This is a genomic window from Ruegeria sp. HU-ET01832, assembly GCF_040371315.1.
GTDB lineage: Bacteria > Pseudomonadota > Alphaproteobacteria > Rhodobacterales > Rhodobacteraceae > Ruegeria > Ruegeria lacuscaerulensis_A.
The window spans coordinates 195,814-222,258 of sequence record NZ_BAABWL010000005.1; the positions used below are offsets into that span (position 1 = coordinate 195,814).

Annotated in this window: 27 protein-coding genes and 1 tRNA gene; 14 read left to right on the top strand and 14 right to left on the bottom strand. The window is 57.1% G+C overall.

The features are described 5' to 3' along the window. Nucleotides 1-25: 25 nt before the first annotated feature. Complete coding sequence (locus ABWV79_RS16015) at nucleotides 26-1,060, bottom strand: RluA family pseudouridine synthase (RefSeq protein WP_353393163.1); 1,035 nt, start codon at nucleotides 1,058-1,060, stop codon at nucleotides 26-28. On the opposite strand from ABWV79_RS16015, the gene ABWV79_RS16020 reads away from it, so the two are divergent. Beyond that, nucleotides 1,059-1,361, top strand: coding sequence for a DUF6476 family protein (locus ABWV79_RS16020; protein WP_353393165.1), 303 nt, complete (start codon nucleotides 1,059-1,061; stop codon nucleotides 1,359-1,361). The genes ABWV79_RS16015 and ABWV79_RS16020 overlap by 2 nt on opposite strands. Before the next feature lie 7 nt (nucleotides 1,362-1,368). Here ABWV79_RS16020 and ABWV79_RS16025 read toward each other — a convergent pair whose 3' ends face one another. From ABWV79_RS16025 to ABWV79_RS16050, 6 genes are all read right to left on the bottom strand, one after another. Further along, nucleotides 1,369-2,352 (bottom strand): hypothetical protein, encoded by a 984-nt coding sequence (locus tag ABWV79_RS16025; RefSeq protein ID WP_353393167.1) that lies wholly within the window; start codon nucleotides 2,350-2,352, stop codon nucleotides 1,369-1,371. Between the two features lie 31 nt (nucleotides 2,353-2,383). Next, on the bottom strand, nucleotides 2,384-3,382 hold the full coding sequence (locus ABWV79_RS16030) for a glycosyltransferase family 2 protein (RefSeq protein ID WP_353393169.1): 999 nt from the start codon (nucleotides 3,380-3,382) through the stop codon (nucleotides 2,384-2,386). A 104-nt stretch (nucleotides 3,383-3,486) separates the two neighbouring features. Further along, complete coding sequence (locus ABWV79_RS16035; protein WP_353393171.1) at nucleotides 3,487-5,493, bottom strand: tetratricopeptide repeat protein; 2,007 nt, start codon at nucleotides 5,491-5,493, stop codon at nucleotides 3,487-3,489. Next, nucleotides 5,490-6,431 carry a hypothetical protein gene (locus tag ABWV79_RS16040; RefSeq protein WP_353393173.1) on the bottom strand — a complete coding sequence of 314 codons (942 nt, stop codon included), beginning with the start codon at nucleotides 6,429-6,431 and terminating at the stop codon, nucleotides 5,490-5,492. Before ABWV79_RS16040 ends, ABWV79_RS16035 begins: the two co-directional genes overlap by 4 nt. A 5-nt stretch (nucleotides 6,432-6,436) precedes the next feature. Continuing rightward, nucleotides 6,437-7,420, bottom strand: coding sequence for a glycosyltransferase family 2 protein (locus ABWV79_RS16045; RefSeq protein ID WP_353393175.1), 984 nt, complete (start codon nucleotides 7,418-7,420; stop codon nucleotides 6,437-6,439). Between the two features lie 151 nt (nucleotides 7,421-7,571). Next, nucleotides 7,572-7,658 (bottom strand) — tRNA-Leu (locus tag ABWV79_RS16050). A gap of 146 nt (nucleotides 7,659-7,804) precedes the next feature. On the opposite strand from ABWV79_RS16050, the gene ABWV79_RS16055 reads away from it, so the two are divergent. After that, the gene (locus ABWV79_RS16055) at nucleotides 7,805-8,464 is read left to right on the top strand and encodes a DsbA family oxidoreductase (RefSeq protein ID WP_353393177.1); all 660 of its coding nucleotides are present in this window, start codon (nucleotides 7,805-7,807) and stop codon (nucleotides 8,462-8,464) included. A 39-nt stretch (nucleotides 8,465-8,503) separates the two neighbouring features. Next, nucleotides 8,504-9,166, top strand: a complete 663-nt coding sequence (lipB, locus tag ABWV79_RS16060; RefSeq protein ID WP_353393179.1) for a lipoyl(octanoyl) transferase LipB — start codon at nucleotides 8,504-8,506, stop codon at nucleotides 9,164-9,166. A 338-nt stretch (nucleotides 9,167-9,504) separates the two neighbouring features. On the opposite strand, the gene ABWV79_RS16065 is transcribed toward lipB, so the two are convergent. Beyond that, nucleotides 9,505-9,927 (bottom strand): HIT family protein, encoded by a 423-nt coding sequence (locus ABWV79_RS16065; protein WP_170352823.1) that lies wholly within the window; start codon nucleotides 9,925-9,927, stop codon nucleotides 9,505-9,507. A gap of 288 nt (nucleotides 9,928-10,215) precedes the next feature. Here ABWV79_RS16065 and ctaD point away from each other — a divergent pair, with 288 nt between their 5' ends. From ctaD to ABWV79_RS16080, 3 genes are all read left to right on the top strand, one after another. After that, nucleotides 10,216-11,874: a cytochrome c oxidase subunit I gene (gene ctaD, locus ABWV79_RS16070; RefSeq protein WP_170352822.1), complete on the top strand. Its 1,659-nt coding sequence runs from the start codon at nucleotides 10,216-10,218 to the stop codon at nucleotides 11,872-11,874. Between the two features lie 141 nt (nucleotides 11,875-12,015). After that, the gene (locus ABWV79_RS16075) at nucleotides 12,016-12,615 is read left to right on the top strand and encodes a 2-hydroxychromene-2-carboxylate isomerase (RefSeq protein ID WP_170352821.1); all 600 of its coding nucleotides are present in this window, start codon (nucleotides 12,016-12,018) and stop codon (nucleotides 12,613-12,615) included. Nucleotides 12,616-12,659: 44 nt separating this feature from the next. Continuing rightward, a complete protein-coding gene (locus ABWV79_RS16080; RefSeq protein ID WP_353393444.1) occupies nucleotides 12,660-13,151 on the top strand; it encodes a DUF2244 domain-containing protein in 492 nt (163 codons plus the stop codon). Nucleotides 13,152-13,174: 23 nt separating this feature from the next. On the opposite strand, the gene ABWV79_RS16085 is transcribed toward ABWV79_RS16080, so the two are convergent. Next, nucleotides 13,175-13,660 carry a GatB/YqeY domain-containing protein gene (locus tag ABWV79_RS16085; protein WP_170352819.1) on the bottom strand — a complete coding sequence of 162 codons (486 nt, stop codon included), beginning with the start codon at nucleotides 13,658-13,660 and terminating at the stop codon, nucleotides 13,175-13,177. A gap of 183 nt (nucleotides 13,661-13,843) precedes the next feature. Between ABWV79_RS16085 and carA the strand changes: the two genes are divergently transcribed. Next, a complete protein-coding gene (gene carA, locus ABWV79_RS16090) occupies nucleotides 13,844-15,010 on the top strand; it encodes a glutamine-hydrolyzing carbamoyl-phosphate synthase small subunit (RefSeq protein ID WP_353393182.1) in 1,167 nt (388 codons plus the stop codon). 80 nt (nucleotides 15,011-15,090) lie between these two features. Continuing rightward, nucleotides 15,091-16,965, top strand: coding sequence for a glycosyltransferase (locus ABWV79_RS16095; protein ID WP_353393184.1), 1,875 nt, complete (start codon nucleotides 15,091-15,093; stop codon nucleotides 16,963-16,965). Nucleotides 16,966-16,968: 3 nt separating this feature from the next. On the opposite strand, the gene ABWV79_RS16100 is transcribed toward ABWV79_RS16095, so the two are convergent. Next, the gene (locus tag ABWV79_RS16100; RefSeq protein WP_170352816.1) at nucleotides 16,969-17,616 is read right to left on the bottom strand and encodes a GntR family transcriptional regulator; all 648 of its coding nucleotides are present in this window, start codon (nucleotides 17,614-17,616) and stop codon (nucleotides 16,969-16,971) included. A 101-nt stretch (nucleotides 17,617-17,717) separates the two neighbouring features. Here ABWV79_RS16100 and ABWV79_RS16105 point away from each other — a divergent pair, with 101 nt between their 5' ends. The 3 genes from ABWV79_RS16105 to ABWV79_RS16115 all read left to right on the top strand — a co-directional run bounded on the left by ABWV79_RS16105 (nucleotide 17,718) and on the right by ABWV79_RS16115 (nucleotide 19,968). Beyond that, the gene (locus ABWV79_RS16105) at nucleotides 17,718-18,362 is read left to right on the top strand and encodes a pyrimidine 5'-nucleotidase (protein ID WP_353393446.1); all 645 of its coding nucleotides are present in this window, start codon (nucleotides 17,718-17,720) and stop codon (nucleotides 18,360-18,362) included. Nucleotides 18,363-18,449: 87 nt separating this feature from the next. Then, nucleotides 18,450-18,698 (top strand): hypothetical protein, encoded by a 249-nt coding sequence (locus ABWV79_RS16110; RefSeq protein ID WP_170352814.1) that lies wholly within the window; start codon nucleotides 18,450-18,452, stop codon nucleotides 18,696-18,698. 73 nt (nucleotides 18,699-18,771) lie between these two features. Then, nucleotides 18,772-19,968, top strand: coding sequence for a UbiH/UbiF family hydroxylase (locus ABWV79_RS16115; RefSeq protein WP_353393187.1), 1,197 nt, complete (start codon nucleotides 18,772-18,774; stop codon nucleotides 19,966-19,968). 7 nt (nucleotides 19,969-19,975) lie between these two features. Here the strand turns inward: ABWV79_RS16115 and ABWV79_RS16120 are convergent, their stop codons facing one another. Further along, nucleotides 19,976-21,103, bottom strand: a complete 1,128-nt coding sequence (locus ABWV79_RS16120; RefSeq protein ID WP_353393189.1) for an aminotransferase class V-fold PLP-dependent enzyme — start codon at nucleotides 21,101-21,103, stop codon at nucleotides 19,976-19,978. Nucleotides 21,104-21,333: 230 nt separating this feature from the next. Between ABWV79_RS16120 and hutC the strand changes: the two genes are divergently transcribed. Beyond that, the gene (hutC, locus tag ABWV79_RS16125; protein ID WP_170352811.1) at nucleotides 21,334-22,035 is read left to right on the top strand and encodes a histidine utilization transcriptional repressor HutC; all 702 of its coding nucleotides are present in this window, start codon (nucleotides 21,334-21,336) and stop codon (nucleotides 22,033-22,035) included. Here hutC and ABWV79_RS16130 read toward each other — a convergent pair whose 3' ends face one another. Together ABWV79_RS16130 and ABWV79_RS16135 are read right to left on the bottom strand one after the other, a co-directional pair. Continuing rightward, entirely contained in the window at nucleotides 22,036-22,494 is a 459-nt protein-coding gene (locus ABWV79_RS16130; RefSeq protein ID WP_170352810.1) for an Lrp/AsnC family transcriptional regulator, read from the bottom strand. Further along, nucleotides 22,491-22,946 carry an Lrp/AsnC family transcriptional regulator gene (locus ABWV79_RS16135; protein WP_170352809.1) on the bottom strand — a complete coding sequence of 152 codons (456 nt, stop codon included), beginning with the start codon at nucleotides 22,944-22,946 and terminating at the stop codon, nucleotides 22,491-22,493. Before ABWV79_RS16135 ends, ABWV79_RS16130 begins: the two co-directional genes overlap by 4 nt. A 133-nt stretch (nucleotides 22,947-23,079) precedes the next feature. Here ABWV79_RS16135 and ilvC point away from each other — a divergent pair, with 133 nt between their 5' ends. Further along, on the top strand, nucleotides 23,080-24,102 hold the full coding sequence (gene ilvC / locus ABWV79_RS16140; protein WP_170352808.1) for a ketol-acid reductoisomerase: 1,023 nt from the start codon (nucleotides 23,080-23,082) through the stop codon (nucleotides 24,100-24,102). Nucleotides 24,103-24,168: 66 nt separating this feature from the next. Further along, nucleotides 24,169-25,071, top strand: a complete 903-nt coding sequence (locus ABWV79_RS16145) for a DMT family transporter (RefSeq protein WP_353393192.1) — start codon at nucleotides 24,169-24,171, stop codon at nucleotides 25,069-25,071. Here ABWV79_RS16145 and glmM read toward each other — a convergent pair. After that, on the bottom strand, nucleotides 25,068-26,411 hold the full coding sequence (glmM, locus tag ABWV79_RS16150) for a phosphoglucosamine mutase (RefSeq protein WP_353393194.1): 1,344 nt from the start codon (nucleotides 26,409-26,411) through the stop codon (nucleotides 25,068-25,070). The two genes, ABWV79_RS16145 and glmM, sit on opposite strands and share 4 nt — an antisense overlap. Between the last annotated feature and the right edge of the window lie 34 nt (nucleotides 26,412-26,445).

Consider the following 26,445-nt stretch of genomic DNA (forward strand, 5'->3'; position numbering starts at 1 on the left):
CGTGTTACTCACAAGTGTTTGCGCATTATGACAACGGCTTGCGCAGCTGTTCAATCAGATTTTCCATATCGGCGGGCAGATCCGCTTCAAACCGCAGGTTTTCGCCCGAAACCGGGTGTTCGAAACCCAGAACAGCGGCGTGCAGTGCTTGACGTGGGAATGCACGAACAAGCTCTGCGGTTTCCGCGCTGAACGCCTTAGCGGCCAGTTTTCGCTTACCGCCATAGACCGGATCGCCAAGCAGACCGTGGCCCGCATGGGCCATGTGCACGCGAATCTGGTGCGTACGACCCGTTTCCAACCAGCACTCAATCAACGCCAAACCCGCCGGAGCGCCAAAAGTTTCAACCAGCCGCGCCCGCGTCACCGCATGGCGGCCTCCGTGGAACAGAACGGCCTGTTTCTGACGGTCGGTTTTGTGTCGCGCCAGTTGCGTGGTCAGACGCATGACATTGCCGGGCTCGAAACTCACGCCCTTTACGCCACGCAAGCGCGGGTCGTTTGCGTCGGGTACACCGTAACACACCGCACGATAATAACGCTCGACGCTGTGGGCTTCGAACTGGGTCGCCAACCCATGATGTGCAGCATCCGATTTAGCAACAACCAGCAAGCCGCTGGTTTCCTTATCTATCCGGTGTACGATCCCCGGGCGCTTTACCCCCCCGACACCGGACAAGTCATCGCCACAATGATGCAGCAGCGCGTTTACCAAAGTTCCGCTGGGCGATCCCGGGGCCGGATGCACCACCATGCCTGCGGGCTTGTTCACAACAATCAAATCGGCGTCTTCGTAAACGACGTCCAGCGGGATATCCTCGGGGCCGATATGGCTGTCTTCGGCTTCGGCTACTGTGATCACCACAACTGCCTCGGCGGACACCTTGGCCTTGGGGTCGCGCACCTCGGACCCGTTGATCCGGACAGCGCCCTCTTCGATCAATTTGCCCAAACGGGTGCGAGACAGGTTTTCCTCGGGTGGAACATCACGCGAAAGCGCCTTATCAAGACGAGGCGGCGGATCGTCCGCGATGTAAAATTCAATCTGGCGAGTGCTCATGACTGTCCCTTCCGAACCTCAAGAACCGCTGGAAACGCCGCAGATTCGACTGCTGCGGCGGATGGTCATGCTGCTGACCGCGGTGATGATTGGCGGCGTTCTAGTGACATTCGCGCTGATTGTCATCCGGCTAACGGACAGAACCCCCACCCTTCCTGACGAGATCGCCTTGCCCGATGGTGCCAAGGCCCAAGCTTTGACAATAGGCAGCAACTGGTACGCCGTCGTTACAAACGACCACCGCATTCTGATTTTTGACAAGACGACCGGACGCCAGCGTCAGGAAATCAAGCTGGATTAGGTCGCGATCAGCTCTCCAGCGCCATTCGAAAGACGATTTCGGACGCTTTGCTGAACGCCTGATGTTCCTGCGGAGTGTCCCGGCGGAACTCAAGCTCACTCTCGTTAAGCTGTTTCGGTGCGAACACCTGCGGCGCATCGGGAAAGAACTCCTGCTGAAACGCAACATCCTGCTTTGCCATAAGGGTATCCAACCATTCCCGTTCGTCCGGCTCCAAAACGTCGTGGCGCCGCACCATGACGGGGTCTTCGGATATCAATCGTCTGAGCTGGCGACTTTTCTTGCGCCCCAGCGCCCGCGTGACAACCCCAAAGGCCTCGCTTGCGGCACGCGATTGCGACGGGTTGGATGGTGACCCTGTAACATATCCTTCTGGCAATGGCGTTCCGATCCGCGACAGAAAATCGTCCACGACATGGCCATTGGTCATCTGCTCGCGCTCATACACCGAGGGAACAATCGTCACGCCCGGAAACGCCTTTCGGATTTGCTCAACCCGTGACGTGAAGCTAAAGGCTGCAGGCTCCGCTTCAATTCGGGACAATTGGGAACGGATGTAATCAGTACCGACAATGGGTAAGCGTCCGTTCTTGGCGCGTTGTTTGTAATCGGCTTCGAAAAAATCCGAGTACCGGCGGCAGTAAAATGCAATTCGCAGGTCGCGCGCCGGAATTTCAGCAAATACCTGCGCCAGCTTCTCGAAATCGCAGGAATAGAACATCTCAGATGACACGACACAGGTTTGCCCTGAATGCGCATCAAATTCCGAGGTCATCCCTGCCCGGAAAGGATCCATTGGCTGATCGCTTTGGTTCATGTGGAACGCGATGATGTTATGGCTGATCGCAAGTCGAGGATTACCGTCCAGCCTGCGTCGGCCGGTTTCCATGTAACGCAAGCCGATCTGATCAAGAACGGGCTGGTTGCCGCGCAAGAAACCCTGCAGCGCTGTTGTTCCGGTTTTGGGCATACCCAAATGCAGCCACAGCATCATATGTCTCCGACGTCAGGATACAACTGCATCATGAGGCGGTATTCTCGGCCGAGACAGACGTCATTTGCTGCATCAACTCTTGCATTTCAGGCTGCTCGCATAGCTGCGCGATCTGCTGCCTGTGGAGATCACAAGACATGTGGTGCAATCGCGCGATTTCCGGGTCAGCCAGCATCTCGTAATACAGCGCGCGCTTACGCTCCAGAACAGCGTCAATGGATGTGCAGGTCGTCGCGTTCTGGTTCATCATGTTCCAATATTCCAGACCCAGACTCTCGCCCAAGTGGTGCGCCCGCCCGCGCATCTTTTTGACCAGATAACTTTCACAGGACTTAAGGGCATAATGGTTGAGTTGAACATATTCATACCCAACAGACGCGCGTGTCGAACGCCAGCTTTTGTCATAGTAATGCTCGGGCATTTTCTGGCCAGAACCGTTGTACCAGTGACACTCTTCCATCGTTTCGACGGTCGCGCGTTTCGGCCGGTGGACGCCCAGCGCGTCCCATAGCCCGCGCTGGAACATCGTCTTGAAGCCCCATGCCTGTGGCGGGCGAATAATCCTTTCGGGCGCGGCTTTGCGGAACTGGTCGGACAGGAACCGATCCTCATATCGGACAATTCCCGCATTTCCGAACAACCGCCACGTCATCGAAATCGTTTTGGCATCCGGAATAGCCTGTGTCAGCGCACGCAGAGTGTTGTCGCCCGTCTTGACGTTGATATGTTCATCCGCGTCGATCACGATCACCCAGTCCTGCGGGCGTGCAATCTCCATCTTAAGAAACGCGTTATAAGCGCGCTTTTGCGGGCTTGTCCGGCGACGAGAGTTGTTGTCGACATGGGTCACCACACCCATCTCATAAAGCCTCTGTAACAAAGCATCTGTACCGTCGGTGCAATCATTGGTCATCACGACGATCTGATCAACGCCAATCGCCCGATTATGCGCCACCCATTCCAGCACGAAAGGCCCCTCGTTTTTCATGGGGGTGATGCTGATAAACCGTGATTCTTCGTCGCTCATTCCTGGGTGCCCCAATCGCCCTGTCGATACCTTGTTCTGGCTGAACATATCATTCTTGATCTTTCAAACTTCCTACGTTCAATTCCGAGTGTAACCAAGCAAAATCAAGATGCTCCTCCTCCTGCGCGCTGCAGTTGGTTGGAAAAGCGTTGATATGTCGGACACAAGTCTTTCGCAGCCCGCAAATAAAGCCGGGCCGCTTTCCTTTCGCCCCTTTGCAGAAGAATGCGCCCGGCTTCGCCCTGAATAGCTGCCGTGTTCTTGTCCATGTCCGCGGCTTGAATAATCTGTTTATGCCCCTGTTCTGTTGCACCAATCCGTTCAAGGCAGCGCCCCATCGCAAAGACAAGAAACGGGTTACCTGGATCACAAGCTAATGCATCTGCCATTGCGAGACGTGCGTTGGTCGCGTCTCCTTCGGCTTCAAAGAGCCCGGCCAGTCGTTTGTGATACAAAGGGTTCTCGGGCGCTTCGGCAACAACGCGACGCATCAAGTCGACCGCTTTGGTTGCGGTGATTTCCCCTGTATGCACGCTCAGCACGGTTTGAAAGCTCTGCACTCGGACATCTGTGTTCGGAAAATCCGTCATGCGGGCAAGACCATCCACAAGGCGCTGCAACCGCGGTGTGCTGCTGAACAATCTGCGGGCTTTCTGGTCCAGCGACAAATCCCACCAGTCCATAAGCAGGAAATCGAAGTTACATGGCAGCCGTACGAGGACTTTTCGTTGTGCAACGTGAGCGTTGAAGTTGAACCATGGCCTGCGAATAACCTTCTGCAACTCCCAATCGGTCGGAGGGAACAGCCGAAGTGAAATGTGATCCCGGTACACCACCCTCGACCCAAACACCAAAACGTCGGGCCGGATCGGCTTTGCCCAAAATCCCTGGCTGAACGCTTGCGCCGCCTGCCAGCGCTTGCGTTTTTCGCCCAACGCAGCAGCCTTGAGAGCGCACAGAACGGCATGGTCTTCGGGCCACACATTTGGATCCTGCAAGACAGCGTCCACAAGTCCTAAAGCGGCATCCCATTGTCCTTGGTAGAACAGGTTCAGGGCCTGCAAAAGCGGTAGGAATGCGTTATCGGCGCCTGCGTGTAACAGCTTATCACCCAAGCTGGTCGCCTCTTCGGTACGATCTTCGGCATTCAGGCGATTAAAGTGGAATAACACTTTGGAATAGATATGCGCCGCCTCGGACGGGTTCAAAAACTTGTCCAAGGGGCCGTTCAATCGGGTGATCGCAGCCTCATAGGCTTCGGACATCTCGTCCTCGGTCAGGACGTCGCGAAACACCTTGCGCTGTCGCCCTGAAATGCGCGCTGCCGCCATTGAAAAGGCGCTGATTACGGGTGCGACCACCTGATCTGCGCGCGACATCGTGTAAAGCTCCAGAAAGTCGCGCTGTGCCCGTGTCATGCCCGAGACGTCCGCGATATTCGACATTTGCAACAGGTTCGGAAACCGCCTTTGAAACCGCGTGATCAGTTCTGGCTGGTCCGAGAACATGATCGCCGCACGACCAGCCGCTTTTTCAAGATGCGCCTCATAGAACTCCTCGGGTTCGATCTTGGCAGGCCAGGTTGTGTGCTTCCACGGTAGGCCATTCAAGATATCACCACGCCGGATATGATAGGCTGAAACCCCCTGCCCCGATAACCGCTCATCTGCGCGGTTCATAATCAAACGGAGTTCATCCGTGAAGCCAATCCGGTGAATGAAGTCACGATAGCGCGGGCGGATCGCTTCGATATCCTCCCACGGGAAGGCGAGCACCTCAAACCCTTCTTCCACAAGCACCGAGCGGCCTGCGTCGAGATGCGCGATCAACTTGTCCGGGGTTGCATCGCCTTGAAATGCCCAGATCGGCTTGGCGTCTTTGCTCAGCGCGTCAAAGTCGTCGGCGTTTGCAAAATGAACATCCATCCATTGTTGCGTGAACAGCTCGTGCGGGTGGTCCAACTCTGGCGCGTCCGCCCCCTGCGGGAACCAGTTGACACGGTAGTCGGTACCATAATCCTCGGCCAGGCGGATACAGGTCAGCATCATCAGTAAGCGCGCACCCATACGGTCGCGGCGCTGACCGATGAAGACACCACGCGCAGCACTCATGATGCGTCGTCTGCCGCAGCCATTGCAGCCCGGCGAAGCCTGCGAAACCGCTGACGCGCTTGCCGAACCAACATGTCATGACGGTCGCCCGCCATACCCTCGATGCCCCGCATAAACATTGGAAGCCTGCGACGCGCGCGCATCATCTTGTAAAAAGCCGCGGGCTCTAACGATCCATCCATCGCCCCCAGCATAACAGGTTTCAGGATATCCAGCTTGCGCAACATCGGCGCGGCAAAATGGTTTGAAAACCACGTTTTTAACAGAAAAACATTGTCGCCCTGCAGCCGTTCGACCTGCCGTCGGTCAAGGTCAAAGAACGGATCATAGAAAACGTAGGCCCGACCTGCACTTAATACCGTTTGTGCAGCATCCCCCAGTGGCAAATCCCAATCCTGAACCTGACCAAACCGGTATCGGGTTTCCCAAGGCACAAGACGTTCATCCAACGAGGTCTGAGGATTGAAGGCAATAACCGTCGCACCGGGTACCAGAGCGGAGAAGGTCAGCGCCCCGAACCCGCCCATTGACGCCCCGGCAAAGACAACCTTGTCGAACCTGCCAAAGAACCCCTCAGCCGCCTTACCCTGAAAATATGAGATGATTTCAGGATCGCGGTACCACGCCTTAGAGCGCGCAAAAACACCCATATGCGACCACCCTTCATCCCGGAAGAACTTCCAACCCCAGGGTTCGCGCGCAAAAGACAGGTCGTTGGCGTTAGCAATATTGTCAAAGCTGATCACCAGTTGTGACGCCGAGCGTTGGTGAAACAGGATCGAATGACGGTCGAGTTTCTGCATGAACCCCGTTCCGTCGCCACCCGGGTAAAGCTCGACAAACCACGGTGGCGGCGGATCTGTAAGGATCCGCTCATACCCCGTCTTACGCTCGGGATGCTCGGGTTGAAGCTGTTCTTTTGAAAGATCGTCCGCCATGGCTATCAGATCAGGTTCTCAGCCAGCCAGCCGCGAAACTCGACCCAGTCGGGGCGCAGCTTGATTTCCGCGATCTTGGCCCGATGCCAGTCGCAGGCCTGTTGGTGCAGCCTGTTCAATTCAGGATCCGCTTTCAGTTGCTCAAGAACCGGAGCAGCCTTGCGAGCGGCAGGCAGGATCGATTGGTCGACCTCTTTATTGGCATTCATGTCCGTCCAATAGGATTGCCCTTGGTCCACGCGGATATGGTTGGTTCTTCCCCGATCACGCTTGATCAGGAACCCGTCCAAAGACCGAACCGAATAATGGTGCAAACGCCCAAGCGAATGGTCAAACCCCCGCCAGGCCCGCCACCCTACCTTATCTGCTGAAAACAGTTTGCCGCCAGCATCCGACCACGCAATGTCGGCCGCCGCTTCGTCTTCGAACCCTTTTGGGCGGTGCGGCCCGAAACGCGTGAATTTTCCATTGTTTCGAAACAGGGTTTTCAGGCCATACGCCCGACCCGAATGGTACGGATAAGGCTGATCCGCCATCGAGAACGCCTCGGTCACCGGTTTATCTTCGAAGCTGATATTCCCTGAACTGCCGAATAGCTTCCAGGCAAACGAAATAGCATCGACGGGCTGACCAGCCCGGTCCTCAACCTCGGCGATCAAAGCCCCGAATCCATTGTCACCGCATCTGATGTTCCAGAACTCGTCCACGTCGAGGCATAACAGCCAATCAGCCGCTTTGACTTTGGGTTGCCGCCGTGCACGTCGCAACATCTGATGCTGAGGATTCCCGCCTTCTTTCACTTCGTTGGGAACGTGTGTGGCAATTCCCATATCCTGAAGCCTGCGCGCGATGTCGTCCGTGCCATCTTCACAAGCGTTGGTGAAGATCACAAAGTGTTCCACCCCAAGGGATTTATGGAAGGCCACCCACTCTAACATATAGGGGCCTTCGTTTTTCATTGTCGTGAAGACGGTAATGGCCTGAGACATCTGCACCTTTCCCGAATGGTCTTGCCTCCGACTCATACACATCCCTAACCGCACGGGCGAGACAGGAAATAGAGGTTTGAACAGTCCGGTCCGAACTGGTGCATCTCTACACAAGATTTCCTTAAGAAACGACTTACATCTGAGTGGGAGATGGTGCGGTCGAGAAGACTCGAACTTCCACGGGTGTTACCCCACAGCGACCTCAACGCTGCGCGTCTACCAATTCCGCCACGACCGCAATGTATGTGACTTGGTAGAGGGGCGTATAGACGTTGCGGAACGGGATGTGAAGACTCAAAAACACGCCGGATTGAATTCCTTTTTTCTGCTCATATCTGTACCGGTGAATTCTTTGCTTACCGCCCTGAACAGGAGCCCTCCGACATGACCACACCAGACCCACGCCCCGTCATTCAGGTGGATATCGTATCAGATGTGGTCTGCCCCTGGTGCATCGTGGGATTTCGGCAATTGGACATCGCGTTACAGCAGGAAAACGTTCTGGCACGCCTCCGGTGGCACCCGTTCGAGTTAAACCCGAATATGCCACCCGAGGGCCAAAACCTGCGCGAGCACATAACAGAGAAATACGGCTCGACGGCGGAACAAAGCCAACAGGCCCGCGAGCGCTTGGTTCAAATCGGGGGCGAACTTGGCTTTACCTTTAACTTCAACGACGACAGCCGGATCGTTAACACATTCGCAGCCCACCAACTGTTGGATTGGGCTGAGTCACAGGGCAAACAACACCCGCTGAAACTAACGCTGTTCAAAACTTATTTCACGGATGGCCTGGATGTATCAGACACCGAGGTACTGCTGAATGCGGTGCAAGCTGCAGGGTTGGATCGTGACGCAGCACAGGCAGCGCTTGCATCGGGTGCGCATGTAGGGCCGGTACGCGAAAAGCAGCAGTTTTGGACCAGTCGTGGAATCTCGGGCGTGCCATCCATGGTCTTTGGGGGCAAATACTTGCTAACAGGCGCTCAGGGCTCCGAGACCTATTCCCAAGTACTACAGCGGTGCCTGACCGAGGCCGCCTGACCTCTTTTCAACGCTTCGTCTGCGGGGTATGAGGCCCTCATGAAATGGAAGATCACAGACGGTTTGACCGACTATGACGAAGCTTTGTCCTTTATGGAAAAGCGCGTTGCGGCTATCGCAGCCGGCGACGCGGATGAGTGTATCTGGCTTCTGGAACACCCGCCGCTTTACACGGCTGGCACCTCGGCCAAAGCAAGTGATCTGACCGATCCCGACCGGTTCCCTGTCTACGAGGCAAAGCGGGGCGGCGAATATACCTATCATGGCCCTGGCCAACGGGTTGCTTATGTGATGCTTGACCTGAACAAGCGCGGCAAGGACGTGCGGCGCTTTGTAAAGCAACTTGAGGAATGGGTTATCGCGTCCTTGGCCGAGTTTAATGTCACCGGTGAAATCCGCGACGGGCGTGTTGGTGTCTGGGTGCGTCGGGATGACAAACCGCTGACCCCGACTGGTCAACCTGCCGAAGATAAGGTTGCCGCCATTGGGTTGCGCCTGCGCAAATGGGTTAGCTTTCACGGTATTTCGATTAACGTCGAACCCGACCTCGAACACTTCTCAGGCATCGTTCCCTGCGGCATCAGTGAACACGGCGTCACCTCGCTGGTCGATCTAGGGCTGCCCGTTACAACAGCTGACGTGGACATTGCGCTGCAAAAAACCTTTGCTCGCGTGTTCGAGCCGATCGCGCCAATCCCATAGAGACCCGAATCGCGCAACACTCGGGGAGATCACGAACAATTCGTTTCGTGACAGCGTCACTGTTTCCAAAAGAGGTTTGATCTTTAGGGCGTAGCCCGGTGCAAAAGCTAAAATTTACCCAAAAACCACTCAAATGAATACACGAGACCGTTTCAAGAGTAAGATGTATTCACCGTTCTAGAGTGAGTGGTGTGTTAACCGGTCAGCACCGGAAGCCCCCAGTGCATCGGAAAAGTTCTTGTTAACGAGTCTGCCGTTCCGACCCCAAATCGGAACGGCAATTCTATTCCAGTGACGGTTTTGTTCTACGGTCAGACGCTTGTAGTTGCTCGGTCGATTTATTGACCCAATGCGGCTTTGATCTTTTCGGCATGCTGAGCGATCAGATCGAAATCCCCCATTTTTCCCGGCGCACGCAACGGCACGGCTTCGTGACGTGGCAGAACGTGGAAATGCAGGTGAAAGACTTCCTGCCCTCCGGCGGCTTCGTTGAACTGCTGTACGGTGACGCCATCAGCCTCAAATGCGTTCATCACAGCTTTCGATAGCTTTTGAACTGTTGCGATGACTGCCGCCAGCTGCTGAGGCGTCGCGTCAAGAAGATTGCGGCACGGAGTTTTTGGGATCACCAGCAAATGCCCGTCAGACCGAGGCATAATATCCATGAACGCCAAACTCTCGTCATCCTCGTACACACGTGTCGAAGGGATTTCCCCACGCAAGATCTTGGCGAAGATGTTGTCGGTATCGTAGGCGGTCATGTTTGTTCTCCAAGCGCGATATCGACACCAGTTCTGCTGTGCCCCCCAGCCGGGGTCAAGCGACGAATTGAAACCCAAGGCCGAGCCCTTGAAAATCCTGACGCGATACCCAGCTATCAGCTGATTTTGGTCGAAAATAAGCGAGTGGCCCCGCGACCCGCGACAATTATTCTTGATCCAGATCAAACTCGACCATTGAAGGCACCCCATTCGCAATCTAAAACCAGCAGGAATCCCGCGCGTCGGAGACTTTCGGCTGCGCGGTAGAATTGTAACAGGAGGCACCTAATGGCAGACGCAGCCATTCATGGTCATGATCATGAAGACGAGCGCAGCTTTTTCCAGCGCTGGTTCATGTCGACCAACCACAAGGATATCGGTATTCTTTACCTGATCTTCTCGGCTTTGGCCGGTTTGATTTCGGTTTTGATGACTGTCTATATGCGGCTCGAGCTGATGCACCCCGGTGTGCAGTATATGTGCCTCGAAGGGTTCATGGCTGATCCGTGCACCCCGAATGGTCACCTGTGGAACGTGATGATCACCTACCATGGTGTTCTGATGATGTTCTTCGTAGTCATCCCGGCCCTGTTCGGCGGATTTGGCAACTATTTCATGCCGTTGCAGATCGGCGCGCCTGATATGGCGTTCCCGCGGATGAACAACCTGTCCTTCTGGCTGTACGTCGCCGGTACATCGCTGGGTGTGGCTTCGCTGCTCAGCCCCGGTGGTAACGATCAGCTCGGTTCCGGTGTTGGCTGGGTTCTTTACCCGCCGCTGTCCACGACCGAAGGCGGCATGTCCATGGACCTTGCGATCTTTGCCGTACACGTATCGGGCGCCTCCTCGATCCTCGGCGCGATCAACATGATCACCACCTTCCTGAACATGCGTGCTCCGGGCATGACCCTATTCAAGGTGCCGCTGTTCAGCTGGTCGATCTTCGTCACCTCGTGGCTGATTCTGTTGTCCCTGCCGGTTCTGGCAGGCGCGATCACCATGCTGCTGATGGACCGCAACTTTGGCTTCACCTTCTTTGATCCGGCCGGTGGCGGCGATCCGATCCTGTATCAGCACATTCTGTGGTTCTTCGGCCACCCGGAGGTGTATATCGTGATCCTGCCCGGTTTCGGCATCATCAGCCACGTGATTGCGACCTTCGCGCGCAAACCGATCTTCGGCTATCTGCCGATGGTCTGGGCGATTATCGCGATCGGTGTTCTGGGCTTTGTCGTGTGGGCGCACCACATGTACACCGTCGGCATGTCGCTGCGTCAGCAGGCCTACTTCATGTTGGCCACGATGGTCATCGCGGTTCCGACAGGCGTTAAGGTCTTCTCGTGGATTGCGACCATGTGGGGCGGTTCCATCGAGTTCAAGACACCGATGCTGTTCGCGTTTGGCTTCCTGTTCCTGTTCACCGTCGGCGGTGTGACTGGTGTGGTTCTGTCGCAGGCCGGTATCGACCGCGCCTATCACGACACCTACTACGTGGTTGCTCACTTCCACTACGTGATGTCGCTGGGGGCCGTGTTCGCGATCTTTGCAGGCGTGTACTTCTACTTCAGCAAGATGACCGGTCGTCAGTATTCCGAGTTTTGGGGCAAGATCCACTTCTGGATGTTCTTCATCGGCGCTAATCTGACGTTCTTCCCGCAGCACTTCCTGGGTCGTCAGGGCATGCCGCGTCGCTATATCGACTATCCCGAGGCATTCGCCCAGTGGAACTTTGTATCGTCGATTGGTGCGTTCATCTCGTTCGCCTCGTTCCTGCTGTTCTTCGGCATCGTGTTCTACGCCCTGTTCCGTGGCGCTAAGGAAACGCGGAACAACCCGTGGAACGAATATGCGGATACGCTGGAATGGACCCTGCCCACCCCGCCGCCCGAACACACGTTCGAGCAGCTGCCGAAGCAGGAAGACTGGGACAAGGGCCACGCCCACTGATCCCATAAGATCTAAAGAAAGCCCCGCCAAATTGGCGGGGCTTTTCATTTTGCATTCCCTCGTTTTCAGAATATTCGCCAGAACCTGCACGACAGGCTATTCTAGGGGCAACTCCTTATCCAACAGGTCCGGAGGAATCCAATGTCCAAGATTGATTTCTGGTTTTCGATAGGCAGTACATATAGCTTTCTAACCATCATGCGGATGGATGACTGGTGCGTTGAAAACAACACAACAGTCAATTGGCGTCCATTCAATGTACGCGCCATTATGTCCGAACAGAAGAACATCCCCTTCGCCGGGAAACCTGCAAAATCCGCCTATATGTGGCGCGATATCGAGCGTCGTGCAGCCAAGTATCGTTTGCATGCCAACCTGCCCGCGCCCTATCCCGTGTCCGATCTGGCGCTGGCCAATCAGGTTACGTTGCTGGGAATGCGTGATGGTTGGGGTAAGTCCTTTGCACAGAACATCTACCGTATCTGGTTCGAGGACGGCATCGAAGCTGGCAGCGAAGCCGCAATGACCGAAGCCCTGCACAGATGCCAGCAGGATCCTCGCATCGTTCTGGCCCGTGCGCGCAGTCCGGACATCGTGTCCGCGCTAGAGGTTGAAACGGATCAGGCCCTTAGGCTCGGCATTTTCGGTGCCCCAAGCCTCGTTGTCCGCGGTGAGGTTTTCTGGGGTGATGATCGCCTGGACGACGCTTTGTCATGGGCCCGCGTCGGGCACGTGACCTGAGCATTTTCCGTCGACACCAAAAGCTGTCGCGCTATTTTCAATCTATGCCTTACCAGTGGAATCAAACCTCAAATACCGAACAAGAGCTTCGACTTTGGCCGCATAACTCTCTGCCGCCTCGCTGGGCGATCCGAGTCGTGTTTTCGCTTTTTATATTCGGACTGCTTCCGCTGATGGCTGTGCTTGGTTCAGCGGTGCTGTGGGGCTTGTTGCCGTTCCTATTGATGACGGTTTTGGGGCTTTGGCTGGCTATTCAGGCGAACTACAGATCTCGCAGTGTGTTCGAAGTGTTCACTCTGACGGGAACTCAGGCGCGTCTTGTGCACCACAACCCCCGCACCGGCCAGCAGGAATGGGTTTGCAACCGGTATTGGGCCCGACCAGAGATGCACAAACACGGCGGCCCGGTTCCGAACTACGTAACCCTGACAGGCGACGGTAGAGAAGTGGAAATCGGCGCGTTTCTCTCAGAAGAAGAGCGCATAGCGTTGTACGGTGATCTGACGCAAAAACTGCGCGAACCTGTCGCGCAGTAATTGTTGCTTATGCCAGAAAAAGATCAGCAGCCGTTGCTTGATGCCGCACAAAGATGGTCTTTGACCATCGGTCCGACCTTTCCGAAATCCATCTGGCCGGTGTAACGCGTCTTGAGCTCGCCCATCACCTTACCCATGTCCCGGATCGAGCCAGCACCTGTGGTCGTGATCGCCGTCTGAATCGCCTGAGAGACCTCATCATCATCCAACTGCTTGGGCAGGAATTCTTCGATGACCTCAACCTCACGCAGTTCACGTTCAGCCAGGTCTAGCCGCCCACCCTCTTCATAGGCACGGGCGCTTTCCTTGCGCTGCTTGGTCATTTTCCCAAGGATTTCAAGAACCTCGGCATCACCGCAGCCCTTGACCTCTTCGTTGTCCGAGGCGCGCGATGCAATATCGCGGTCCTTGATTGCAGCATTGATAAGCCGCAGCGTCGACAGACGCTCGGCCTCCTTGTCTTTCATTGCTTGCTTCAGGGCAGAGTTCACCCGTGATCGCATATCCATATGATCTGTCCATCCCCATGGAAAAGGAACCCCGACCATATCGAAACAAAAAGCGTGATACAACAGGGGGTGAATATCGCTAAGTTATTGATTTTTATATATAGCCCAAAATTTGAACAGGCTTGACCCAAGCGCTTAACCCTCTTAGGTATGCGCCGGTTTACCTTGCAGGAGAGTCGCGCCATGGCCCAGAACGCCCAGTCCAAGCCCACCGCATGTCTGGCTTTGGCCGACGGAACACTGTTCTACGGGATGGGTTTCGGTGCCACAGGTCAAACCGTGGCTGAGCTGTGCTTTAACACAGCCATGACCGGGTATCAGGAGATCATGACCGACCCATCTTACGCAGGTCAGGTCGTAACCTTCACCTTCCCGCATATCGGCAATGTCGGCGTGAACCCCGAGGATGACGAAACCGGCGATCCTGTCGCCGCTGGCATGGTGGTAAAATGGGATCCGACCGAACCATCGAACTGGCGTTCGGCGGAAGAGTTGAAGACATGGTTGGCGCGCCGTGGACGCATCGCAATCGGTGGCGTAGATACCCGCCGCCTGACCCGCGCAATCCGGCAGCAAGGCGCCCCTCATGTTGCGTTGGCGCATGATCCCGACGGCAATTTCGATATTGAAGCACTAGTCTCTGCTGCCCGTGGCTTTGCCGGGCTGGAAGGCATGGACTTGGCCAAAGATGTCACCTGCGCCCAAAGCTATCGTTGGGACGAAATGCGTTGGGCTTGGCCCGATGGCTACACACGGCAAGAAGCGCCTGCCCATAAGGTCGTAGCGCTGGATTTTGGTGCCAAGCGCAACATCCTGCGGTGTCTGGCCTCGGCCGGTTGTGACGTGACTGTTTTGCCCGCTACAGCCACTGCTGCCGAAGTACTGGCCCACAATCCTGACGGTGTGTTCCTGTCCAATGGCCCAGGCGATCCGGCAGCGACGGGCGAATATGCCGTACCAATGATCAAAGAGGTTCTGGACACCACAGATCTGCCTGTTTTCGGCATTTGCCTGGGTCACCAGATGCTGGCCCTCGCACTGGGCGGTGAAACGGTCAAAATGAACCACGGCCACCACGGCGCAAACCACCCGGTCAAGGATTTGGAAACCGGCAAGGTCGAGATTACCTCGATGAACCACGGCTTTGCTGTCGACGCGCAGACACTGCCAGAGGGCGTGGTTGAAACGCATCGCTCGCTGTTCGACGGCTCCAACTGTGGTATCCGCATGACCAACCGGCCTGTCTACTCGGTGCAATACCACCCCGAAGCCTCGCCTGGGCCGCAGGACAGCTTTTACCTGTTCGAACGCTTCGCCACGGCAATGGCGGACAAAAAAGCGCAAGCATAAGATTGCATTGAACAAGGTTAACCGGTTGTTAACCTTAATAGATGAACCCTGACAGCGGTCAAACGTGTCAGGGTTTTTTCATGGTCGCACTGAACGGGCAGCATTTTGCGCGGGCAAGACCGATACCGCCAAAGGTCAGGAAACCCTTGGGCGCCTGCCTGTTGGATCGTGGGTTGATTACCCACAATCAGTTGGAAAAAGCGTTGCACCTTCAGACCCGGCAGAACGCTCCACTGGGCGAAATACTGGTTGGCGAAGGTTGGGTGGACAGGCAGGATGTCCTACATGCACTGGCGGAACAGTCCGGGCTGCAAATCGCGGATTTGGATCTTTTTCCCGCGGAAAGTGACGCGTGCCGCCTGAAACCCGTGGATTTCTGGCTACAGAACAATGTCGTCCCATGGAAACACGTTGGTCCGATCCTTTTGATAGCGACATCTCGGCCCGACCATTTTGATACGGTACGCGCCGCATTCAAAAACACAGATTACACCGTAATACCTGTCCTAGCGCCGACCGAACACATTGACCGGGAAATCGCTCGTGTACATTCATGCCACCTTGCACAAGCCGCAGAGGTTCGTGTCCCCGCTGAACAAAGCTGCCGTTCATGGACGTTAAACGCGCGGATGAGGCCTGTTGTCGGCGTGATCACCATTGCGTTCCTGTTCACAGTCTTCCCCGCTAGTGGATTAGCACTTCTAGTCACCTTAGCGACGCTCTCGCTAATCTTGTTCATGGTGCTTCGCGTCGCGGGATTGATAGCCTTTCTAACGAAACCTCAAAACGACCACGACATTGACGACAAACATACGTCAGTTGGCAAACGGCCTTGTGTATCGATCCTAGTCCCTCTGTACAAGGAGCGCGAAATCGCGAACGCTCTGATCAGACGGTTGCATCGTCTGACCTATCCCAAAGCGCTGCTGGACGTCATTCTTGTGCTAGAGGAACCCGACGAGGTCACGCGTACTGCGCTTTCCAGTGTCGACCTGCCCAGTTGGATCCGGATAGTTGAAGTCCCCGCGTTGAACGGGCTGACGACAAAGCCTCGCGCCATGAACTACGCGCTGGATTTTTGCAGAGGTGATATCTTGGGGGTTTGGGATGCCGAAGATGCACCGCAGCCCGATCAACTTGAACGCGTCGTTTCCACATTCGCGCGCGTGGACGAGGACGTAGTCTGCCTTCAGGGCGTCCTGGATTATTACAATCCCAGAACAAACTGGCGCTCGCGCTGTTTTACGATCGAATACAGCAGTTGGTTCCGCGTCATATTGCCAGGGATTGCCCGTATGGGTCTGGTCGTTCCGTTGGGGGGCACAACCTTTTTCTTTCGACGCGACAAGCTGGTCGAACTGGGTGGGTGGGACGCGCATAACGTCACCGAGGATGCCGACCTTGGGGTAAGGCTCAGCCGCGCTGGATACCGGACCGAGATGGTCGACACCACCACGTTTGAAGAAGCGAATTTCCGCGCCTGGCCCTGGGTCAAGCAAAGGTCGCGTTGGCTCAAGGGGTTCATGGTCACTTATCTTGTGCACATGCGCGCGCCGTTGCGCCTGCTTAATGATCTGGGGTTAAAACGGTTTCTGGGCGTGCAGGCGTTCTTTCTGGGTACAGTCGGACAGTTTCTACTGGCCCCGGTCCTGTGGTTGTTCTGGCTGACAACCCTGGGTCAGCCCGGCCCGCTGGATCAGATCCTGTCAAACAATGTCATTTTCGGTCTTATTTGTCTTTTCGTCGCCGCCGAGATCACCAATCTGGTCGTCGGAATTCTGGCTGTAGCAGCCAAGGAAAGACGTTTTCTGCTGCCCTGGGTTCCCACCATGCCCCTGTATTTTCCGCTGGGCGTTCTGGCGGCCTACAAAGCCCTGTGGGAGTTGGTCAGCAACCCTTTCTTCTGGGACAAAACACAGCACGGACAGGCCGGAGAAGACGTGAAACTGCCCTGATGCTTAGGCTTCGCGCCGAACGGCATCCTGTTTCAGACGAGTCATGAAGGCGACCGAGATATGTTCTTTCAACGCGCGTGCGGCAGCCTCTTCGTCGCGTGCAGCGATAGCCTCGACGATTGCCTTGTGTTCACTTTGGGCAATCTCTCCGCGCCCGCGAACAGCCAGCGAGGTCGTTGCCATCAACGCCATAGTGCGATGCACCAGGTCCAACTGCTGCACCAGATAGCGGTTATGCGAGGCCAAATGGATCTGCTCATGAAACCGACGGTTGGCGCGCGACAGCGCGGTGGGGTCATCGACCAGCGCATCATCGGCGGCGACCATATCCTGTAGTACCCGGATTTCCTCTTCGGTCGCATGCTTGGCGGCCAGGCTTGCGGCCAGCCCTTCCAACTCGCGTCGCACCACATAAAGTTCAGCCATCTGGTTATGGTCCAGCGAAGCTACGATCAGCGAACGCCCGTCCCGTTCCAATAGCGATTGCGTCTCTAGCCGCTGCAATGCCTCACGGATGGGGGTGCGCGACACGCCAAACCGTTCGGCAAGCTCGCTTTCGACCAGCCGGTCGCCAGGCTTGTAAACGCCCACATCAATCGCTTCGAGTATCAGGCTATAGGCGTCTTTGGACGGCTGTCTGGATTGTGGCATCGGGTGGTTCATCTCCTGGTTCGGACATGTCTATCCGCCTCCGGCCCTTCGGATCAAGTGCGGCATTGAAAACCAACTCGCCACGCCCTAAACCCAACCCCATGGTCAAACCCGCCTTTTCCCACGTCACCCAATGGGTGTTCGATCTGGACAATACGCTTTACCCGCCTCACATGCGCCTGTTCGATCAGATCGAGGTGCTGATGACCGACTACGTGGTGCAGGCCATCGGCGTCGACCGGGCTGAGGCGGATCGGCTGCGGTCGCACTACTGGCGCGCATATGGCACCACGCTGGCCGGGTTGATGGCCGAGCATGATCTGGACCCCGACCCTTATCTGCACGCGGTTCATCAAGTTGACCTAAGCCATATGGACCCCGACGCCGAGCTGGCTGATCACATTCGGTCCCTGCCCGGCCGCCGGATCGTCTATACCAACGGTAGCGCACCTTATGCCGAGCGCGTTTTGGCAGCGCGCGGCCTCAGCGGATTGTTCGATGCGATCTACGGGGTCGAACACGCGGGCTATCGCCCCAAACCCGAACAGGCCGCGTTCGAGGCGATTTTTGCCCAAGACGGAATCGACGCCAAGCAAGCCGCCATGTTCGAAGATGACCCACGCAATCTGGCCGCGCCGCACGCGATGGGAATGCGCACTGTCCACGTCGCGCCCGAGCCGCACAGGGCCGATCACATCCACCACCACACCGACGACCTGACGTCATTTCTGGCCCGCCTGCGATAGGCTGTCACACTGCGACCATCTGTGGATTTCGCGGGTGCAGCATCGCCCCTATATGCGCCTCAGCGACGAACAGAATCGGAGAAACCCATGAGCGCGATCGAGGCCCCTCGGCGCCTGCCCATCTGGCAGCGCCTGTTGTTTGCTATTCCCCTGTTTGGCTGGATGGCCAAGGACGTCGCCCAGAGCGACGGCGACGATTGGGGTTATACAGCCCTGGCGATCTTCAGCATGTGGGGGTGTTCCATCCTGCTATTCGGCCTGCCGGGTCTCTACATCCCTGCCGTGATGATGGTGCCGGTGATGTTCCTGATCCTCATCCTGATTTCACGCGGGTAAGACACGAGACAGGATGTCACTTGGCACCCCACGTGGAACCGCACTAGGTTCTGCCCAAACGGAGGCCAAGCCCATGACAGATAGCTGTGACATCCTGATTTCCGGCGGTGGAATCGCCGGGTTGACCGCTGCGGCGGCGTTCGGAACAGCCGGGTTCGACGTGATCTGCGTCGACCCCACCCCTCCGGTGACGGAACGCGATGTGGATGGCTCCGACATGCGGACCACGGCCTTTCTGCAACCGGCGCACGGTCTTTTGGATCAATGCGGGCTGTGGGCACGGTTGGATGCCCATGCCGCCCCGCTGCAGATCATGCGCATCGTGGACGCGGGCGGGGACGTTCCTGAACCCCGCGTCGTGCGTGATTTCAACGCCACCGATATCTCGGACCAGCCGTTTGGCTGGAACCTGCCCAACTGGCTGTTGCGGCGCGAGATGGTGGCGCGTTTGGCCGAGTTGCCCAATGTAGATTTTCGCCCCGGCACCGGCACGTTCAGCCTGTTCACTCGCACCAATGAGGCGCGCGTGGGCCTCAGCGACGGCAGCCGCATCCGATGCAAGCTGGTGGTCGCCGCAGACGGGCGCAGCTCCCCCATGCGCGAGGCGGCGGGGATCGGTGTCCACACCACCCGCTATGGCCAAAAGGCGCTGGCCTTTGCCGTCACGCATCCAGTCCCGCACGAAAATGTCTCGACCGAGATCCACCGCTCGGGCGGGCCGTTCACGCTGGTCCCCCTGCCCGACTGGCAGGGTCAGCCTTCCTCAGCGATTGTGTGGATGGAGCGCGGGCCGCGCGCAGTTGAATTGCTGAACTCTGATCCCGACGCGTTCGAGGCGCTGATGACCGAGCGTTCGTGCGGATTGTTCGGACCGTTGAAACTGGCTTCGCGCCGGACGATCTGGCCGATCATCAGCCAATCGGCCGAGCGTCTGTCGGGCGAACGCATCGCCCTGATGGCCGAGGCCGCCCATGTGGTGCCGCCCATCGGCGCGCAAGGATTGAACATGTCACTGGGTGATCTGCGCAGCCTGCTGGATCTCGCGACAGCCCGCCCTGAGGGGCTGGGCGACGCGCAGATGCTGGACGCCTATCACAAGTCCCGCCACGCCGAGATAGAGATGCGTGTTAAAGGCATTGATCTACTTAACCGCACTTCGATGATCGAGGCACGGCCGCTGCGTGATGCGCGGGCCATGGGACTGAATGCGCTTTATTCTCTGCCGCCGGTGCGCAAGACGCTTATGCAGATGGGCCTGGGTGTGCGCTGATCAGCACCTAGATCACCTGATCCAGCACCCGCTTCAAACGCGCGATCGTGCCATCCACGTCATAGAGCTTGTCCAGCCCGAACAAGCCCAGACGGAAAGTACTGAACCCCTCGGGCTCATCACACTGCAGGGGCACGCCCGCCGCAATCTGCATCCCCAAAGCCGCAAATTTCTTGCCGTTCTGCACTTCGGCATCGTCAGTGTAGCTGACAACAACGCCCGGCGCTCCGAACCCATCAGCCGCGACCGAGACAATGCCCTTGTCCTTCAACATTGCCCGAACACCATTTCCTAGTGCCCATTGAGCCTCGCGCAGTTTTTCAAACCCATAGTCGCGGGTCTCGACCATAGTGTCGCGGAATTCCTTCAGCGCATCGGTGGGCATGGTGGCGTGATAGGCGTGCCCGCCCGCCTCGTACGCTTGCATGATCTGCCGCCATTTCTTGAGGTCCACGGCAAAACTGTCAGAGCTTGTTTCCTCCAGTCGCGCCTCGGCGCGCTCTGACAGCATGACCAGACCCGCACAAGGCGACGCGCTCCATCCTTTTTGCGGAGCCGAGATCAATACATCCACGCCCGTCGCTTTCATATCGACCCAAGCACACCCAGAAGCGATGCAATCAAGCACCATCAAAGCACCGACCTCATGCGCCGCCTCAGCCATAGCCTTCACATAATCGTCCGGCAGAATAACCCCCGCCGAGGTTTCCACATGCGGGGCAAAAACCACATCCGGGCGTTGATCACGAATGGTCGCCACAACCTCGTCTATCGGTGCAGGTGCGAAAGGGGATGGGCTGGAATTCCCGGTTTGCCGCGCCTTGAGCACGGTGGCCGAGGCCGTCAACCCTCCGGCCTCGATGATCTGGCTCCAGCGATACGAGAACCAGCCGTTACGTACGACGACCACATTGGCGTTGCGGGCAAACTGCCGCGCGACAGCCTCCATCCCATAGGTGCCGCCGCCGGGTATGACAGCCACACCATCTGCATTGTAGACGTTCCTCAGCATGTCAGAAATATCCAGCATGACCCGTTGAAACTTAGCCGACATATGGTTCAGCGAACGATCGGTGAATACCACTGAAAACTCTTCAAACCCATCTGGGTCAACTGTGTCCAAAAGCGCTGCCATGAGTGTTCCTTTCAAATAAGCCAGCTGACCAATCAGTTGGGCCAGTTCGGATCAGCGGCAATGTAACCTTCAAAATTGACCCAAGGGAACCCAGTAACTTCAACAAAAAATTTACTTTTTCGGGTGGCAATAGATCAATAAATGACGCCAATTAGTGTCACCAGCTCTTTACACTCATACGTGTTTCTGACCAGATACATTCACTTTACGGAAGAAAGGTATTTCCTAACGTGACGGCGCCTAAGCGGATCAGTTTTCAAGTTGTTCGGGACGAGGTGAAGCGGAGGATCGAAACCCGCATCTGGCCGCAGGGAGCGTTGCTGCCCACCGAAACGCAGCTTGCCGAGGAATTCAACTGCGCGCGCGCGACCGTCAACCGCGCGTTGCGAGAACTGGCCGATCAAGGCTTTGTGGAGCGCAAGCGCAAAAGCGGAACGCGGGTTAAGAAAGAACCCAGCAAACATGCCAAACTGGAGTTTTCACTGGCCCGCCAAACGGTCGAAAGACAAAACTCCACTTACAGGTATTCGCTGGTAGAACGAAACGTGGTCGATAGCCCGGGTTGGCTGGCATCGCAAATGAGCGTGGCTCACGATGCACGCGTTCTGCACGTGATCTGTATGCATTACGCCGACAACCGTCCCTTTCAGCTAGAGGAACGCTGGATCAATATCGCCGCGGTACCAGAGGTCGAGTTTGCAGACCTGAATGAGCATGGCCCGCATGAATGGCTGTTGAAGGCCGCCCCGTTTACCGAGGCCGAGGTCGCCTTTTGCGCCGTCTCGGCGGATGGTCGCCTTGCCGAATTCATGGGGACCACGACCGGGGCGTCAATGATACAGCTTGAGCGTACGACATGGCGAGATGGTCAACCGATGACTTTTGCGCGCATGACGCATCATCCCGGCTATTGCATCCGTACCAAATACTGATCAGCCAATCGGACCCGGCAACCTTTCTTCGCTGAGCAGAACGTTGGCCTCGACATCCCCGGCGCCCGGCAGAGTCATGATACGGCGACGCAGCACGCGTTCGAAATCGGCAAGATCGCGCGCGACAACTCTAAGGCGATAGTCGTAAAGCCCCAGCACATGCTCGACCGTTTGCACTTCGGGGATGGCGCTGACGGCACGTTCGAAGTCTTCCAAGCTGATTTGCCCTTTCCGAGCCAGCTTTACCCCAAGAAAAACCGTAACCCCGAACCCAAGGGCTTCGGCGTTCAGGCGTAGCCGACGCCCCTTGATCACACCGGCCTGCTCCAGTCGTCTAATGCGGCGCCACGTCGCTGGTTGAGAAAGACCCAGCTTTCGCCCCAGGGCTCCGGCGCTCTGACCGGCATCCTGCACCAGTGCCCGTAGGATTTTGCGGTCAAGTTCGTCCAGTTCAATCATACCGGCAACACCAGATCACTTTTGACGCGCGCTATATGCATCAGCGCTTCGATATCCGCGATGTGCGGCAGCGTCAGAATCTGTTCCCGATAGACCTGCTGGTAATGCGACATGTCCCGTGCCAGAACCGAGAGCCGTACATCGACGCGCCCCAGAAAGGTCTGTATCTCGATGACCTCTGCCACACCTCGCGCTGCCGCAGTGAATTCATCAAAGGCGCGGGATTGCGTCTTGTCCAGAGTAACCCGCAAAGACACTTCAACTGCATATCCAAGCGCGGCCCAGTCGATCACGGCCTCTTGCCCTTGAATTATCCCAGCCTCGTGCATTTTTTCCAGACGTCGCCAGCAGAGGCTGGCGCTGATCCGGCTTCGCTCGGCCAATTCCGAAGTCGCCAGACTGGGGTCCGCCTGCAAGTGACGCAGAAGACGCCGGTCAATATCGTCGAGCATGATTTTTTCCATTATCTGACTGATTACGAATAAATTCTCATCTGAGTGCGCGAATTTCAAGAAGAATGCCATCGCATCCCCCATCGCAAGCCAGTAGAACCATCCGCAATCGAAAACAGAAAGGACCGGCGACATGCGCGTCTATTACGATCGCGATTGCGACATCAACCTGATCAAAGACAAGAAAGTGGCAATCCTGGGCTACGGCTCGCAAGGTCACGCCCACGCGCTGAACCTGCGCGACTCGGGTGCGAAGAACCTTGTTGTGGCGCTGCGCGAAGGCTCGGCCTCGGCCAAGAAAGCCGAAGCTGAAGGTCTCACCGTTATGGGTATCGCCGAAGCCGCCGCCTGGTGTGACCTGATCATGTTCACCATGCCCGATGAACTGCAGGCCGAAACCTACAAGAAATACGTGCATGACAACATCAAGCCCGGCGCGGCCATCGCGTTCGCCCACGGCCTGAACGTCCACTTTGGCCTGATTGAGCCGAAAGAAGGCGTCGACGTCATCATGATGGCCCCCAAAGGCCCCGGCCACACCGTGCGCGGCGAATACGTCAAAGGCGGCGGCGTGCCCTGTCTGGTAGCTGTCGACAAAGACGAAACCGGCAAGGCGCTGGAAATCGGTCTGTCCTATTGCTCGGCCATCGGCGGCGGTCGTTCGGGCATCATCGAGACCAACTTCCGCGAAGAATGCGAAACCGACCTGTTCGGTGAGCAGGCCGTTCTGTGCGGTGGTCTGGTCGAACTAATCCGCTGCGGCTTTGAAACTCTGGTCGAAGCCGGTTACGCGCCTGAGATGGCCTATTTCGAGTGTCTGCACGAAGTGAAGCTGATCGTGGACCTGATCTATGAAGGCGGCATCGCGAACATGGATTACTCGATCTCGAACACGGCTGAGTACGGCCAGTACGTCACCGGCCCGCGTATCCTGAAATACGACGAGACCAAAGCGCGTATGAAAGAAGTTCTGAACGACATCCAACAGGGTAAATTCGTTCGCGACTTCATGCTGGAAAACGCCGTTGGCCAGCCGACCATCAAAGCGTCGCGCCGCGCCAATGACGAGCACATGATCGAGGAAACCGGTGCAAAACTGCGCGCCATGATGCCCTGGATCTCGGCCGGCAAAATGGTCGACAAAGAAAAGAACTGATCCCCACGGGATCACGCGAAAGGGCGGCCTTCGGGTCGCCTTTTTTGTCCCAATCGGAGGCCGCGCATGGTCGATCAACCCACATCCCGCGACTGGAGCGGCGTCATCGCACTTGGCCTGATATGGGGTGGCACCTTCATGGTCGTGGCTATGGCGTTGGAAGGGTACGGCCCCGTCACGGTTGCAACCGCACGGACCACTTTGGGGGCAGTCACTTTGTTGGCAATGATGGCTGTGACTGGTCGCAGATTGCCTGCGGGCGATGCCAAGCTGTGGTTCTTTATTGCGATCGTCGGTCTGTTATCGACCGCGTTGCCCTTTCTGCTGCTGAGTTGGGGGCAGCAATATGTACCTTCGGCCTTTGCAGGGCTGTCGATGGCAGCGATCCCGCTAATGGTACTGCCACTGGCGCATTTCTTCTCGGACGAGCCGTTAAATCTGCGCAGATTTCTGGGCGTATCGCTGGGTTTTTCCGGGGCTTTGGTGCTGATCGGCCCCGGTCTGGCGCAGATCGGACAAGGGGCTGAACCACTGGCGCAACTGGCCTGTATCGGGGCAGCACTCTGCTATTCCTGCGCGTCGATCTTCACCCGACGTTGTCCACCGATTGATCCGGTCGCGTTGGCGGCGTTGTCGCTGATGGTCGGGGCGGTTTTATTGTTGCCCGTCATGCTACTGACCGAGGGCGTCCCACAATGGCAGGGCACGCGCCCTGGCCTGGCAATCATCGCGCTTGGTCTGCTACCCACCGCCTTCGCCACCCTTTTACGCGTGTCCATCATCCGCAGCGCGGGGTCAGTGTTCCTGACGCTGGTCAACTATCAGGTGCCCATCTGGTCGATGGTCTTTGGTGCGTGGATTCTGTCCGAGGCGTTGCCACTGAGATTCTTCATAGCGCTGGCCATGATCCTCACCGGGTTGGCCATCAGCCAATGGTTCAGCCTGCGCCGGATGCTGATCGGGCGTTAACCAGCCACAGCCTCGACCTCGGCCACGATGCCGTCGACGACCTGCGCCAGAAGCGCGTCATCCTCGCACTCGGCCATCACACGGATCAAGGGTTCCGTCCCCGATTTACGGATCAGCAAACGGCCCTGTCCGTTGAGCCGCGCCTCGGCATCAGCAATGGCAGCCTGCACGCTGGCGACTTCCAGCGGAGTTTGACCTTCACCATAGCGCACATTCTTCAGCAGCTGCGGAACCGTCTCGAACTGTACGGCCAATTCCGAAGCTTTACGGCTGGAATGCACCATCTCGGCCAAGAAATGCAGCCCGGCCATCAACCCGTCGCCCGTGGTGGCATAGTCGCTCATGACGATGTGGCCCGATTGTTCTCCGCCCAAGTTGAAGCCGCCTTCACGCATCCTCTCAACAACATAGCGGTCGCCAACCGCCGTTCGTTCAAGGCGCAGACCCAACGCGGTCAAGCGCCGCTCCAGCCCCAGATTGGACATAACCGTCGCGACCAGCGCTCCACCCTGCAAGCGTCCCGCCTTTGACCAGCTGCCAGCAAGCAGCGCCATCAACTGATCGCCGTCGGCCACCTTGCCATGTTCGTCAACCATCACCACACGGTCCGCATCGCCGTCCAGACAGATGCCAACATCCGCGCCATGGGCCACCACAGTCTCGGCCGCCAACTGGGGATTGGTCGAGCCGCAATTCAGGTTGATGTTCTTTCCGTTTGGCGCAATCCCGACAGGGATGACGTCCGCCCCCAATTCCCACAACACTTCCGGGGCTGTTCGGTGTGCCGCACCATTTGCGCAGTCGACCACCACTTTGAGACCGTCCAGCCGTAGATCGCGGGACAGAGAGGACTTTACCCGCTCACCATATCGAAAGCGGGCATCATCAACGCGGCGCGCACGGCCAATGTTCTGGGCTTGCGCGGGTTTGACACCTTCTTCGATCAGACGCTCGATCTCAATCTCGGCCTGATCCGATAGCTTGAACCCATCGGGGCCAAAAAACTTGATCCCGTTGTCTTCGGCCGGGTTATGGCTGGCCGAGATCATCACGCCCAGATCCGCCCGCATCGACCGGGTCATCAACCCGACCGCAGGGGTCGGAACCGGCCCCAGCAGCAAAACGTTCATACCAGTCGAAGTCAGCCCCGCCGTTAGCGCGTTTTCCAGCATATAGCCTGACAGACGCGTGTCCTTGCCGATCACGACGCGATGTGCGCCAGACTGGTCACGACGGAAATACCGACCTACGGCTGCGCCAATGCGCAGGGCCATTTCGGCCGTGATCGGATGAGTATTGGCAGTGCCCCGCACCCCATCGGTTCCGAACAGCTTGCGCATTGATATGTCTCCGTCGTTTCTTGCCTGCGACCGG

Coding starts and splice junctions, on each gene's coding strand:
- ABWV79_RS16025 (WP_353393167.1), bottom strand. CDS start 2,352: ATGCTGTGGCTGCATTTGGGTATGCCCAAAACCGGAACAACAGCGCTG.
- ABWV79_RS16115 (WP_353393187.1), top strand. CDS start 18,772: ATGACAGATAGCTGTGACATCCTGATTTCCGGCGGTGGAATCGCCGGG.
- ABWV79_RS16020 (WP_353393165.1), top strand. CDS start 1,059: ATGACTGTCCCTTCCGAACCTCAAGAACCGCTGGAAACGCCGCAGATT.
- ABWV79_RS16035 (WP_353393171.1), bottom strand. CDS start 5,493: ATGAGTGCTGCGCGTGGTGTCTTCATCGGTCAGCGCCGCGACCGTATG.
- ABWV79_RS16135 (WP_170352809.1), bottom strand. CDS start 22,946: ATGCTCGACGATATTGACCGGCGTCTTCTGCGTCACTTGCAGGCGGAC.
- ABWV79_RS16130 (WP_170352810.1), bottom strand. CDS start 22,494: ATGATTGAACTGGACGAACTTGACCGCAAAATCCTACGGGCACTGGTG.
- ABWV79_RS16030 (WP_353393169.1), bottom strand. CDS start 3,382: ATGAGCGACGAAGAATCACGGTTTATCAGCATCACCCCCATGAAAAAC.
- ABWV79_RS16110 (WP_170352814.1), top strand. CDS start 18,450: ATGAGCGCGATCGAGGCCCCTCGGCGCCTGCCCATCTGGCAGCGCCTG.
- ABWV79_RS16095 (WP_353393184.1), top strand. CDS start 15,091: ATGGTCGCACTGAACGGGCAGCATTTTGCGCGGGCAAGACCGATACCG.
- lipB (WP_353393179.1), top strand. CDS start 8,504: ATGAAATGGAAGATCACAGACGGTTTGACCGACTATGACGAAGCTTTG.
- ilvC (WP_170352808.1), top strand. CDS start 23,080: ATGCGCGTCTATTACGATCGCGATTGCGACATCAACCTGATCAAAGAC.
- ABWV79_RS16105 (WP_353393446.1), top strand. CDS start 17,718: ATGGTCAAACCCGCCTTTTCCCACGTCACCCAATGGGTGTTCGATCTG.
- ABWV79_RS16080 (WP_353393444.1), top strand. CDS start 12,660: ATGCCTTACCAGTGGAATCAAACCTCAAATACCGAACAAGAGCTTCGA.
- ABWV79_RS16055 (WP_353393177.1), top strand. CDS start 7,805: ATGACCACACCAGACCCACGCCCCGTCATTCAGGTGGATATCGTATCA.
- ABWV79_RS16085 (WP_170352819.1), bottom strand. CDS start 13,660: ATGGATATGCGATCACGGGTGAACTCTGCCCTGAAGCAAGCAATGAAA.
- glmM (WP_353393194.1), bottom strand. CDS start 26,411: ATGCGCAAGCTGTTCGGAACCGATGGGGTGCGGGGCACTGCCAATACT.
- ABWV79_RS16100 (WP_170352816.1), bottom strand. CDS start 17,616: ATGCCACAATCCAGACAGCCGTCCAAAGACGCCTATAGCCTGATACTC.
- ctaD (WP_170352822.1), top strand. CDS start 10,216: ATGGCAGACGCAGCCATTCATGGTCATGATCATGAAGACGAGCGCAGC.
- ABWV79_RS16015 (WP_353393163.1), bottom strand. CDS start 1,060: ATGAGCACTCGCCAGATTGAATTTTACATCGCGGACGATCCGCCGCCT.
- ABWV79_RS16145 (WP_353393192.1), top strand. CDS start 24,169: ATGGTCGATCAACCCACATCCCGCGACTGGAGCGGCGTCATCGCACTT.
- ABWV79_RS16040 (WP_353393173.1), bottom strand. CDS start 6,431: ATGGCGGACGATCTTTCAAAAGAACAGCTTCAACCCGAGCATCCCGAG.
- ABWV79_RS16045 (WP_353393175.1), bottom strand. CDS start 7,420: ATGTCTCAGGCCATTACCGTCTTCACGACAATGAAAAACGAAGGCCCC.
- ABWV79_RS16120 (WP_353393189.1), bottom strand. CDS start 21,103: ATGGCAGCGCTTTTGGACACAGTTGACCCAGATGGGTTTGAAGAGTTT.
- carA (WP_353393182.1), top strand. CDS start 13,844: ATGGCCCAGAACGCCCAGTCCAAGCCCACCGCATGTCTGGCTTTGGCC.
- ABWV79_RS16065 (WP_170352823.1), bottom strand. CDS start 9,927: ATGACCGCCTACGATACCGACAACATCTTCGCCAAGATCTTGCGTGGG.
- ABWV79_RS16075 (WP_170352821.1), top strand. CDS start 12,016: ATGTCCAAGATTGATTTCTGGTTTTCGATAGGCAGTACATATAGCTTT.